General features: G+C 68.8%; 10 protein-coding genes. 5 read left to right on the top strand and 5 right to left on the bottom strand.

Annotated elements, in window-relative coordinates; genetic code table 11:
- Positions 1 to 18: 18 nt before the first annotated feature.
- Positions 19 to 909, bottom strand: a complete 891-nt coding sequence (locus GTZ93_RS07045) for a hypothetical protein (RefSeq protein WP_139919303.1) — start codon at positions 907 to 909, stop codon at positions 19 to 21.
- A 41-nt stretch (positions 910 to 950) separates the two neighbouring features.
- On the bottom strand, positions 951 to 1,832 hold the full coding sequence (locus tag GTZ93_RS07040) for a hypothetical protein (RefSeq protein WP_139919304.1): 882 nt from the start codon (positions 1,830 to 1,832) through the stop codon (positions 951 to 953).
- 134 nt (positions 1,833 to 1,966) lie between these two features.
- Between GTZ93_RS07040 and GTZ93_RS07035 the strand changes: the two genes are divergently transcribed.
- The gene (locus GTZ93_RS07035; protein WP_139919305.1) at positions 1,967 to 2,845 is read left to right on the top strand and encodes a tetratricopeptide repeat protein; all 879 of its coding nucleotides are present in this window, start codon (positions 1,967 to 1,969) and stop codon (positions 2,843 to 2,845) included.
- A gap of 9 nt (positions 2,846 to 2,854) precedes the next feature.
- Positions 2,855 to 3,115, top strand: a complete 261-nt coding sequence (locus GTZ93_RS07030; RefSeq protein WP_139919306.1) for a hypothetical protein — start codon at positions 2,855 to 2,857, stop codon at positions 3,113 to 3,115.
- Here GTZ93_RS07030 and GTZ93_RS07025 read toward each other — a convergent pair.
- Positions 3,112 to 5,826, bottom strand: coding sequence for a LuxR C-terminal-related transcriptional regulator (locus GTZ93_RS07025; protein ID WP_139919307.1), 2,715 nt, complete (start codon positions 5,824 to 5,826; stop codon positions 3,112 to 3,114). The two genes, GTZ93_RS07030 and GTZ93_RS07025, sit on opposite strands and share 4 nt — an antisense overlap.
- Positions 5,827 to 6,062: 236 nt before the next feature.
- Here GTZ93_RS07025 and GTZ93_RS07020 point away from each other — a divergent pair, with 236 nt between their 5' ends.
- Together GTZ93_RS07020 and GTZ93_RS07015 are read left to right on the top strand one after the other, a co-directional pair.
- The gene (locus GTZ93_RS07020; RefSeq protein WP_139914731.1) at positions 6,063 to 8,948 is read left to right on the top strand and encodes a YncE family protein; all 2,886 of its coding nucleotides are present in this window, start codon (positions 6,063 to 6,065) and stop codon (positions 8,946 to 8,948) included.
- Positions 8,949 to 9,138: 190 nt separating this feature from the next.
- Positions 9,139 to 9,552, top strand: a complete 414-nt coding sequence (locus tag GTZ93_RS07015) for an immunoglobulin-like domain-containing protein (protein ID WP_139914733.1) — start codon at positions 9,139 to 9,141, stop codon at positions 9,550 to 9,552.
- A gap of 18 nt (positions 9,553 to 9,570) precedes the next feature.
- Here the strand turns inward: GTZ93_RS07015 and GTZ93_RS07010 are convergent, their stop codons facing one another.
- Entirely contained in the window at positions 9,571 to 10,476 is a 906-nt protein-coding gene (locus GTZ93_RS07010) for a LysR family transcriptional regulator (RefSeq protein WP_139914735.1), read from the bottom strand.
- A gap of 104 nt (positions 10,477 to 10,580) precedes the next feature.
- Here GTZ93_RS07010 and GTZ93_RS07005 point away from each other — a divergent pair, with 104 nt between their 5' ends.
- Complete coding sequence (locus tag GTZ93_RS07005; protein WP_120575343.1) at positions 10,581 to 10,985, top strand: RidA family protein; 405 nt, start codon at positions 10,581 to 10,583, stop codon at positions 10,983 to 10,985.
- A 20-nt stretch (positions 10,986 to 11,005) separates the two neighbouring features.
- Here GTZ93_RS07005 and GTZ93_RS07000 read toward each other — a convergent pair whose 3' ends face one another.
- Positions 11,006 to 11,995, bottom strand: a complete 990-nt coding sequence (locus tag GTZ93_RS07000) for a hypothetical protein (protein ID WP_139914737.1) — start codon at positions 11,993 to 11,995, stop codon at positions 11,006 to 11,008.
- Positions 11,996 to 12,057: the final 62 nt, after the last annotated feature.

Genomic DNA, 12,057 nt, shown 5'->3' with positions numbered 1-12,057 from the left:
ACGCCTGCTTGGGTTCCGTCAGGGGACGGCGCTCACGTCCACGTCGATGACGCGTGGCTCCTCGGTGCTCGTCGTGCTGGTAACCGAGGGCATCTTGGCGGCCACCTTGAGCGTCAGCGCCCATCCGCCCGTGGCGAGCTGGGTGGGCACGTACTTCCAGGAGAGGTGCACGGGCCCCGTGGTCTCGCCCTCGGACTGAAGCGCCGTGCGCGCCCGCTCCTCGATCTGCGCCGTCGTCAGCCGCGTCCGGAGCAGGTGGCCCGAGCGACCCAGGGCCGGCCAGGCGATGAGCGCGCGCTGGAAGCTGCCGTCTGGCCCGTGGGAGACCACCGCGCGGTGGCCCTCCACGCGAATGCCATTGATGGCGCGCATCACGAACGTCTTGTGGCGGTGGAGCGCGGGCACTTCGAGGCCCGCGGGGTCCTCGCTCTGGGTGAACGACTTCACCTGCCGCACCGCCCCAATCTCAGACGTGGGGATGCCCCAGCGCTGCAGGCGGGCCAGGGCGGTGCGCTGCAGGATCGCGGGCTCCTGCGGTGTCTCCGGGCCACTGGCGACCTTGTTCAGCACCAGCACCTGGCCTTCGGACGGGTCGCGCTCCAGCTTCCAGGACTGGGACTCCAGATCCGCGCGGGAGCCCAGCGTGTCCGTCTGGGTGAAGGGCTCGGTCGTCCCCACCAGGGAACCCTGCAACGCGGCGTCACCAAACGCGGTGCTGGGAAGCAGCGCGGTGGGAATTCCTCCGGTGGGCGGCGTGGCGATCGCCGTGGAGTCGAAGATGAAGCCCACGGTCGCACGGGCGGACTGCGTGGTGACGGCGGCGGGATCCATGAAGGCACCGTCGTCGCAGCCAGACACGGCGGCGAGCGGCAGGACGGTCAGGAATCGGATGAGGAGATGGCTTTTCATGGCGGTTCGTTCTTTCTGTTCGAAGTCGAGGGGGGCGGTGATCACTCGGGCAGAATCTGCCCGCCGGAGGGGTCGCAGCCCCCCACGTAGAAGATGGTGGAGGCGACCTTGCGCCCGGTGGGCTTGCGGTCCCGCCAGCCGCCGGCCTCGAACATCGCCACGCGCTGCGCCTTGGTTTCACCGAAGACGATGGACACCGGGCAGTCGTCGTTGTCCGCGACGTTGTCCGAGCCGTCGTCCCAGTCGTAGGCCTCGTCGATCCAGTTCTCGCCCGCGCCATCGCCCCGCGAGTTCGCCACGTAGCGCTTCACGTAGTCCGTCACGAAGTTGCCGCACGACGAGTTGCCGTGAAAGGCATTCCACATGCTGAAGCCGCTCGTGGGCGTCACGAGCGACGTCCGGTACCCACCCTGCTTCCAGACCTGGTAGTCGCCAGACTGGCAGGCCTTCACGACGGCGATGTTCAGCTTGCCGTTGCCCAAGCTCATGTGGGTGTCCGTGACGGCGGAGCACGCATCCGCGTTGGTCCCCATCACGAGCCAGCTGCGAAGGTTCGCCTCGCTGTGGCCGCCGTGGGTGTGCACGAAGAGGACGTCCGCGTCGTCCACGCCGGCATTGGCCTGGGTGTCCTTGGCATCGGCCGCGGCCCCCTTCGAAGCATCGGTCCAGAGGTCGGCGCGCGCACTTGAGTTGTTGATCGTGCGGACGTCCGTCCAGAGCCCGGAGCTGATCAGCGTGTTGAAGTAGTTGGCGAACGCCGCCGCCGTCTTCGTATGCACGGAGTGCGAGTCGGCATTGCACTGCCCCGCACCGCCGAAGTTGGCGATGCCGTAGACATGGGTTTCGTTCGCCAGCGCCGCCGCGGGCAGGAGCAGCGCGAGCGCCGCGCCCGTCCACTGGTGGGTCTGCTTCCGGAGTCTCATGGTCCGTCTTTCTCCCCGTCTGGGGTGTCGGTGATGGCCCATCAACGAAATCCGGGCGGAATTTCCCTCACCCCCTTCACGAGAAAGTCGCGTGACTGAACGGAGGACCAGGGGGTGTTAGGGTGGAAGGCCCTGTGAACGAACTGCCCCTGCCCAAAGAGCCCCACCTCAAACCCTTTCCACTCGTCGCGCCGCACCGGGTCGTCGCATGGCTCGTCTGGGTCGGCATCTTCCTCGTCGCCTACAACTATTTCAGCCGCGGCGGTGATGCGGCTCGGCAGGCCTTGAGGGAGCCACGTTTCTTCATCCCGTTCATCGTCACGGTCTTCCTGACGCTGTTCGCCTTCTTCTACTGGCGGATCCGTCGCTGGTTGACGACCTACAATCAGGCAATCGCCTTCCACAGCGCGGGGGACGAGAAGGAAGCCTCCCGCAGGTTCGAGGAGGCTGCCCGCCGCGCCACCCAGGGGGCACAGCGGGCGCTGTCGGTCGCCATGATGGGTCAGTGCCAGTTGGCGCTGGGGGACACCGGGCGCGCACTGGAGCTCTTCGGCTCGGCGGAGCGCTCCGGAAAGCTCCGGAGCTCCATCCCGGCGATGTACCGGTGGATTCCCAACCTGATCGCCACCGTGCGCTTCGCCCAGGGAGACCTGGCCTCCGCGCGCGCCTGGGTGAAGGAGGGACGCAAGCGCAACGGCGACCTGCCACCCATCTACGCGCTGCTGCCGGAGGTCGCGCTCCTCTGCCGCGATGGCAACCCGGCCGCCGCCGTGTCCACGCTGGATGCGCGGGCGGGCGAAGCGGATTCACTGGTGGGGCGGGATGCCCGTCGGCTCAAGCTCCTCCGGGCCTTCGCCCTGGACGCCCTGGATCCGGCGAGCCACGCGGCGGCCATCGACGCGAGCCTCGCGGCTCTGCAGCCCGTGCGCCCTGGCGACTTCGAGCTCCTCTCCGCCCGGTGGCCCGAGATGCAAGCCTTCATGGAGCGGCGGGGACTCTCCCGCGCGGCGTAAGGGGGGCGGATGCCACGCAAGAAGCAGGAGTACGGTCTCAGTCACGCGGACCGCGTCGCGGAAATCGAGCGGAAGTTCGGACGCGACCAGGTGGAACCCGTGCTCGAGCAGTTGAGCCAGGTCTCGAATCCCACCGACCGATTGCTGGGCGCCATTGTCTTCTGCGCCAGGGAGGGACATGTCGAGGAGATTGCCGGCTTGGTGTCGCTCGCCAACTCAGATGCCACCAGGCTCTTGAACGCCGCGACGGTCAAGGATGAGCGCGGTTAGAGGTTCCGCGCCAGCCGCTCCCGCGCCTTCACGATGGCCGCGGTGCGCGTCGTCACCTCCAGCTTCGAGAACACGTTGCGCAGGTGCCACTTCGTCGTGGAGAGCGCCACGTTGGAGCGCTCGCTGATCTCCTGGTTGCTCAATCCCTGCGCCAGCAGCTTGAGCATCTGGAGTTCCCGCTCGGTCAGCGGCTCCAGAGGCGCGCTCGGCAGGGGCGCGATTCCGGCCGGCCCGCTGGGGCCCAGGGACAGCAGGTCCTGGTACCGCTCGGCGTAACGGGCCGGCAGCACGTGGCTCAGCTTGCGCTGCGTGGCCGCCGCGACGATGACCTCCTGCAACCCTGGCGTCTCGTCGAACACGCCCCGGCTGAAGCCGAACCGCGGCACCAGCGCGAACCCCCGGTTCACCGCGGCGAACGCCGCAGCAGGGTCCCCCGCTCGCCAGTGACACACCGCCAGCGCGGCCAGCAGCGCCGTCTCCCGGGCCACGCAGCCCGCGTCATGCGCGCTGGCTCTCAGCGTCTCCAACAGCCCGTGCGCCCGGTCATGCCGCCCTTTCGCCATCAACACCCACGCCTGCGCCACGCCCAGTTGCTCCCAGGTCTCGTCGTAGAAGCGCCGCTCGCTCCATTCGCCCCGGCGCATGCGCTCGCCCAGGTCGAACTCCCGCGCCACCGCCTTCAGCCTCGCGGGGGATTGCTCCACCAGCGCGAGGCGGATCTTCTCGCCGCAGACATGGGCCAGGAAGCGCGTCTGGTGCCCGCATTCGAGCACACTGTGCAGATAGTCCAGCAGCTGCCAGGCCTCCGCGTACTTGCCTCGAATCGCCTTGATGCGGGCCAGCACCAGGTAGGCTACCGCGAAGGTCTCGAACACCGCCGCCTGTGACATGAGGGGGAGGACTTCGATGCAGAGCGCCTCGGCCTCGTCCAGCCGGTTCTGGTCGTAGCGGGTGTTCGCCAGCGCCGTCGCCGCGTTCACCCACACCGGGTTGCGCCGTCCCCGGCTCGCGCGCTCGAACGCCGCCTCGCACCGGTCCGATGCGTCCTTCATGTGCCCCTGCGCCCGGTCCGCCAGCACGATGAGGACGTCCGTGTAGCCCACCATGTAGGGATTGTTCAGCCCCTGCAGCGTCTCGCGCGCGACGGACGCGAGCCGGCGCATCGCATCGAACCGGTTCTGCCGGAGCGCCTGGTAGGCCTTCGCCGCCAGCACCGCGCCCGCCATGAAGACGTCCGGGTCCTCGTCCCCCGGTGATGCCTCCAGCTCGATGCCAGACGCCGGGGCCGAGTCCGACAGGACGGCGTGCAGCAGCGCGAGCCTGGAGAGTTGTCGCGACAGCCGCTCGCGCTCCGGGTCCGCCGCGGCCGTCTGGAGCCGGCGCTGCGCGTCCTGCAGGGCCAGGGAGGCGGGCGCGAAGCCTCGGGACAGGATGAGGCACGCGATGCGCGCCACGCAGATGGCCGGCGCGTGGAAGGTCTCCTCCGCCGTCAGCTTCGCCGTCCAATGGAGCACGGAGGCAATCTCTCCCTCGCGCATCCACTCCTCCGCGCAGCGGGCCGTGAGCTCCAGGCACCAGCTCCGGTCCCCCGAAGCGAACGCGTGCGTCAGCGCTTCGTCCGGCAGCGCGTGCGCGGCGAACCACGCGCTCGCCTCGCGATGCAGCCGGGGGATGCGGTCGCCATACGTGCACGCGAGCTGCGTGCGCAGGAAGTCGAGGAACAGGGGGTGGTACCGGTACCACTGCTGCTGCGTGTCGAGCGACTGGATGAACAGCTGCGCCCGCTCCAGCTCCGCCAGCAGCGCCGGCCCCTGGGTGATGCCCAGGAGCGCGTTGCACAGCTCCCCGTTGAGCCGGTCCACCACCGAGCTCAACACCAGGAACGCGTGCACCTCCTCCGTCTGCTCCCGCAGCACCACGTCCGCCAGGTACCTCGCCACGTCGTGGTTGGAGCCGACGGCCTTGCGGAGCGCGTCGCTCACGCTGGCGTGCTCGCCTGCCGTCAGCAGGGCCAGCTTCACGCCGGCCACCCAGCCCTCGGTGCGCGCGCGCAGGTACTCCACGTCCTCGGGATTGAGCGCGGCGCCGCACAGGCGCTGGCCCAGCTCGTGGATGGCCTCCCCGTCCAGGCCCAGGTCGCGGCCGTCGAGCGTCACCAACTGCTCCGTGAGCTTCAGCTTCGCCAGGTCCAGCTCCGGCGGGCTGCGCGACGAGACGATCCAGTGGACGTGCGGTGGAGCGTGGTCCAGCAGGTACGAGAAGGCCCGCACCAACGAGCGCTCCCGCAGCACGTGGAAGTCATCAATCACCACGACGAGCTCGCGCCCCAGGTTCCACAGACTCCGCAGCACCACCGTCGTCGCATGGTCGAGCGGGGGCGCCACCTGCTCGTCAAGCTGGCTCGCGATGTACGCGTCGAACTCCGGGGCCGCGCGGCGGATGGCGCCGACGAGATAGGAGAAGAAGCGCTCGGGCGCGTTGTCCCGCTCGTCGAGCGACAGCCACGCGAGCAACCGCGACCCGCCCACCTCGCGGTACCACTGCGTCAGCAACGTCGTCTTGCCCGAGCCCAGCGGCGCGGTCACCAGCACGAGCGTGCCGCCAACACCCCGTTCAATCTTCCGGAGCGCCGCGCTCCGCGACACGAGCACCGACGCCGTCCGCGGCGGCGTGAGCTTCGTCGGCAGCAGGTGCGAGAGCGGATCGCCCATGGGCACGTTCCCCCTGTGACCGATTGATTGCCCAAGTAGACCACGCGCCACTCGGGCGGGGACCGGGGCCGGGACGCCTCCAACGTCAACCAGCGAACACCGAAGTGCGTCTCATCCCCACACTCCCCATGCGTGCATTGCCCTCCCCCACCCCCTCCCTTCGGAGGGGGCGATGTCGCGGGCCTCACTGGTAATACCGAGTGCGCAGCTCTTACCCGCTCACCCAGGAGATCCCCATGGTCCGTACCCCGCAAGTGGGCCCGAGCAAGAACCGGTGGCGCACCCGAGCCGGTCTGCTGTGCGCCGCCGCATCGCTGTTCGCCGCATCCCCCGCCGCAGCCCAGGCGCCCTCGTTCATCGAGTTCGAGAGCGCGCACGTGCGTCCGTTGGCCCTCTCTCCGGACGGGACGAAGCTGTTCGCCGTCAACACGCCGGACAACCGCCTGGAGGTCTTCAACGTCACCAGCGCGGGCCTGTCGCTCGCGGCGGAAGTGCCGGTGGGCCTGGAGCCCGTGTCCGTCGCCGTGCGCAACAACACCGAGGTCTGGGTGGTCAACCACCTGTCCGACAGCATCAGCGTGGTGAGCGTGAGCGGCACGCCGCACGTGGTGCGCACGCTGCTCGTGGGTGACGAGCCGCGCGACATCGTGTTCGCCGGCGCCAACGGCAATGCGTTCATCACCACCGCGCACCGGGGCCAGCAGCGCACGGATCCATCCATCGCCTCCGTGCCCGGCGCGGGGGACCCGCAGCTCACCACGCCGGGCGTGGGCCGCGCGGACATCTGGGTCTTCAACCCCGCGTCCCTGGGGGCGACGCTGGGAGGCACGCCCGTCCGCATCCTGACGCTCTTCGGCGACACGCCGCGAGGCCTCGCCGTCAGCCCGGACAAGAAGACGGTCTATGCGGCCATCGCGCAGTCCGGCAACCGGACGACGACCATCAACATGGACAGCGTGTGCAACGGCTTTGGCAGCGCGGGCGTGTGCCTGGTCCAGCCGGACTCGTTCCCGTGGGGCAACAACCTCTTCCTGGGCGGCCTGCCCGGCCCGTCCACGAACGCCCAGGGTGCGAAGGCGCCGGAGACGGGCCTCATCGTCAAATGGAACAGCGCCCTCAGCCGCTGGGAGGACACGCTCGGCCGCAACTGGAACAACGGCGTGCGCTTCAACCTGCCGGACAAGGACGTCTTCGCCATCGACGCGGACGGCCTGCAGCAGAAGGCGTTCTACACGGGCGTGGGCACCACCGTCTTCAACCTGGCCACCAACCCGCAAACGGGCGCGCTGTACGCGACCAACAGCGACGCCAACAACCACACCCGCTTCGAGGGCCCCGGCACCTTCGGCGGCAGCACGGTGCAGGGCAACATCGCGAAGATGCGCATCACCGTCATCAAGGGGACGACGGTGTCTCCGCGCCACCTGAACAAGCACATCGACTATTCGAAGCTGGCCGGCGCCCCCGGCTTTGACTCCACGGCGAAGAACCACAGCCTCTCCACGCCCACGGAGATGGCCATCTCCAGCGACGGCGCGAAGCTGTACGTGGCCGCGTTCAGCTCCAGCAAGGTCGGCGTGTTCGACACCGCGGCGCTGGAGGCGGACACCTTCAATCCCCGGACCGCGAGCGCCAACTACATCCCCGTGAGCGGCGGCGGCCCCAGCGGACTGGTGCTGGACGAGGCGCGCAACCGCCTCTACGTGATGACCCGCTTCGACAACGCGGTGAAGGTCATCGACCTGTCCACGAAGAGCCAGGTGGGCTCGGCGGCCCTCTTCAACCCCGAGCCCGCCTCCGTCGTGCAGGGCCGCCCGTTCCTCTACGACGCGAACTTCTCCTCGGCCAACGGAGAGGCCTCCTGCGCCAGCTGCCACATCTTTGGCGACAAGGACGAGCTCGCCTGGGACCTGGGCAACCCGGATGACCCGGTGACGACCAACGCCATCGACAAGCGGCTCGCGAGCAGCCTGGAGATTGGCGCGTTCCGTCTGCTCACCGGCCACCCGAGCTCGGACGTCAACGGCACCGGCAACCAGAACTCCTTCCACCCGATGAAGGGGCCCATGACGACGCAGACCCTGCGCGGCATGTCCACCTCGGGCGCCATGCACTGGCGCGGGGACCGGTCGACGGGCTTCTTCGGCTCGGGCTCGTATGACGAAGCCCTGTCGTTCAAGAACTTCGTCGTCGCCTTCCCGGGGCTGCTCGGCCGCGTGGATCAGCCCACCGAGGCGGAGATGAACCAGTTCACGAACTACCAGCTCCAGGTGCAGCTGCCGCCCAACCCCATCCGCAAGCTGGACAACTCGCTCACGTCCACCCAGGCATCCGGCCGCGACTTCTACTTCGGCAGCCGCCGCGTGGACGGCCTGGCGATTGGCACCAACACCGGCTTCAACTGCAATGGCTGTCACACCATCGACGCCGCACAGGGCCACTTCGGCACCGACGGTCAGGCCAGCTTCGAGGGAATCAGCCAGATCATGAAGATTCCTCACGTGCGCAACATGTACACGAAGGTCGGCATGTTCGGCTTCCCGGACAGCAGCTTCTTCCAGCACTCGGAGACCGGCCCCACGGGCGACCAGATCCGCGGCTTCGGCTACACGCACGACGGCGCGGTGGACACGCTGTTCCGCTTCTTCAGCGCCATCGTCTTCTCCAACACCAGCATCGGCGGGCCGCTGGTGGGCTTCCGCGGCGACACCGATCGCCGCGAGGTGGAGGCCTACATGATGGCGGTGGACTCCGACCTGGCGCCCATCGTTGGACAGCAGGTGACGCTCACGTCGACGAACGCCTCCGCGGTGGGAGCGCGCATCGACCTGCTCATCGCCCGCGCCAAGGCTCCATTCGTGTCGAAGATCCTCGGCGGCTCCACGTATGAGGCCGACCTGGTGGCGAAGGCCGCCATCGGCACGCGCGTGAAGGGATTCCTCTTCGACCGCGGGGCCGGAACGTGGAAGCCGGACGACGGCACCGCCAACCTCACCACCACGGCCCTGCGCGCGCTGGCGAACACGCTGGGCCAGGAGGTGACCTTCACCGCGGTGCCTCCAGGCTCCGGCACGCGCATCGCGCTCGACCGGAACCTGGACGGCAGACTCGACGGTCAGTGATGGACTGAGGTGGATGGCCCTCTGCCCCGCCTCTCCGGTGCCACCCGGGGAGGTGGGGCTTTTTCGTGTCCGCTCTCAAATAACTGAGATGCCTGTCGGCACGGCTGCGAGTGCAGTCTAGGGAAAACGATGGGATGCCCATGGCCTGGCAGCTGCATTTGCGCCAAGGCCCGATCCCAGGAGGATGCAGATGCGACTCACCGTTCCGTTGATGACCCTCACCCTGCTGCTGATGGCTTGTGGGGAGGTCGAGGTCTCCCTCGCCACGGACGCCACGGCATATCGGCCCGGTGACACCGTCCAGCTCGAGCTGCGCAACGAGGGCACTCGCGAGGTGGGCTACAACCTCTGCACCGTGCGGCTCGAGCGCAGGGAGGACAGCGGGTGGGGCGCCACTCCGCACCTGAACGAGACCGAGGCATGTCAGCTCATGCTGCACACGCTGAAGGCCGGTGCCCGGGCCCATGGCACGCTGAGGCTCCCCGCGGAGTTGCCTGCCGGCGAGTACCGCATCGCGCACAACGTGGACACCCTCCGAACCGACTCCGACGGACGAACCGTCCAGGAGCAGGTGTTCAGCAATCCCTTCCGCATCGAGCCGTGATGATGTGGGCGGGTCGGCTCAGCGCGCCTGCGTGTTCAATTGCTCGACCATCAGGTCGATGAAGCGCCGCACCTTCGCCGGCAGGTGACGTCTGCTCGGGTAGAGCGCCATGATCGGGACGTGCTCTGTTTCACAGGACGGAAGCAGTGCCTTGAGCCGTCCGCTCGCCAGGTCTTCGTTGACCAGGAAGCCGGGAAGATAGGCGATGCCCAGCCCCGCGACGGCTGCGTCCCGGATCGCCTCGCCACTGTCGAGCCGCAGGCGGCTTCGTCCTTCCACCTTCACCATGGCGCCGTCCTTCTGGCGCAGGTGCCAATGCTGCCGTCGCGTCCGGCTGCTGAAGACCAGACACTCATGCTCCGCCAGATCCTCCGGCGTGCCAGGTTCGCCGCGCGCCTCCAGGTAGGCGGGCGCCGCGCAGACGAACACCGGGTATCGGGCCACGGTCCGCGAAACCAGGCGCGTATCGGTGCTGGAGGCATTGATGCGCACTGCCAGGTCGTAGCCCTCCTCGATGATGTCCGAGACGCGGTCGGAGAAGCTCACCTCCGCCTGCACCTCGGGCCAGGTCCGCAGATAGTCCCGCAGCAAGGGAAGGACATGCAGTCTGCCGAACGCGGCGGGCAGCGTGAGCCGCAGCAACCCTCGGGGAGTCCCCGTGCGCTGCCCGACACTCGCTTCCGCGTCGTCCAGGGCCGCGAGGACCTGCAGGCAGTGCTCATGAAAGACACGGCCCTCGTCGGTGAGGCTCAGCTGGCGTGTGGTGCGATTGAGCAGGCGCACCCCCAGGCGGGACTCCAACCGGGCCAAGGCCTTGCCCGCCGCCGAGCGCGTCAGGCCGAGCGCCTCTCCGCCGCCCACGAAGCTGCCCGCGTCCACGACGGACATGAAGGCGAAGATCTCATCCAGGTGGGCGCGTTTCATCGAGGGCGCTCGATTGTAGCGACCGCGTCGCGGCAGAGGGGAACGCTGTTCGTCAATGGGCCCGGTATACGAGTCCGGCACTCACCTCTCCCTGGAGATCACCCATGCCCGTGACCCTGCTCAACCCCGACGGAATCATGAAGCCCGACGTGTACCGGCAGGTGGCCATCGCCACCGGCACCCGGCAGGTGCACATCGCGGGACAGGTCGCGTACGACGCGGAGGGCCAGTTGGTCGCTCGCGGCGACCTGGCCGGACAGGTTGCGCAAGCCTACCGCAACGTCGCCATCGCCCTCGCGGCCGCCGGGGCGACGTTCGACGACGTCGTCCGGCTGACGTTCTACGTGGTCGACTGGAAGCGCGAAGCGATGCCTGACTTCATCGCCGGCATCGAGCAGGCCGCCAGGGAGCTGCGGATCTCGCCAGCGCCGGCCTCGCTGATCGGGGTCTCGGCACTTTACGAGCCGGGCGTCCTTGTGGAGATCGAAGCCACGGCAATCGTGGGCTGAGCCGCTTCCCGCTTCAGGGGTCACCCGGACCGGCGGCGCCGCGACCTGGAGCTCGGGTGTGGCGGCTTCTCGCGCGGCGGCTTGACGACCTTGGGGGCCACGGGCGTCCGGGCGAGGTGGAGCATTTGGTAGAGGCTCAGCAGCATCATCGTCACCGCGCGGGATGCATCCGGGGTGGAGGACTTCTCCTCCCCCGTGTCCTTCGGGACAAAGGGACGCCAGGTCTCCTCCAGTTGGATCCGGAGCCGCAGGTGCTCTCCGGTGATGCGCAGCCGCTGGAGCTTCGCGCCGGGAGGAAGGCGCACAGCCGCCCGGGCCCGGTCGAGTGACAGCGCCGCGAGCCGCGGGTGCCGCTTCTCCTTCACTCGCAGCCGGGCCTCCAGGAACAGCGCATCGTTTTCCTTGATCCGCGTGCGCCGCCGGGGCCCGTTGGGTCCACGGTCGCTGACCCGGACCCGGCGTCGCTCCACCGCGCTCAGCCGCAGGTGCGAGCCATCCGCCAGCCGCGTTTCCAACGTGAGCCACGGGTCCAACACATCCGGCGGAGCCGTCTTGATGCCCTTGAGGAAATACAGGCTCGAACCAGGCCCCTGGGGACGGGGGTCGGGACGAAGCCGCAGGCGCACAGGCGTATCCGGCGCGAGGTCCGCCTTGAGGCGCTGAAGCACCCGGACCACCAGCTCCGGCCGGCGGCCCGGATCGTCGCCAGCGTGCCCGGGCACGCGAAAGCGGGTGGAGAACATCCCGCGAATCCCCAATGTGGCCGCCAGCCCGAGCCCCAGGACTCCCGCCACGACGGACAGCGGGCCTTCGACAGTGCCAGCAATCCCGAGGCACAAGATGACGCCCCCCAGCGGCGCCAGGGACCGCGCCCCGGACATCAGGCGGTACTTGAAGCGACGGGCCTGCTGGGCCGCGGGGAGCGCGCGCAGGGCACTCTCCACGCCTGACAGGGGGCCTTCTACCGCCAGGGCATCCAGCGCCGGGTCGATGACATCCGAAGTCGCCAAGGGGCCCCTCCTTCCAACATGGACATGTTCGGGAGCAGCCATGCTAGCCGATATGCTGGGGG

The sequence above is a fragment of the Corallococcus exiguus genome (assembly GCF_009909105.1).
GTDB classification, from domain to species: domain Bacteria; phylum Myxococcota; class Myxococcia; order Myxococcales; family Myxococcaceae; genus Corallococcus; species Corallococcus exiguus.
Note: the sequence above shows the minus strand (reverse complement) of the source record. Positions and strands in the feature narration are given on the sequence as shown.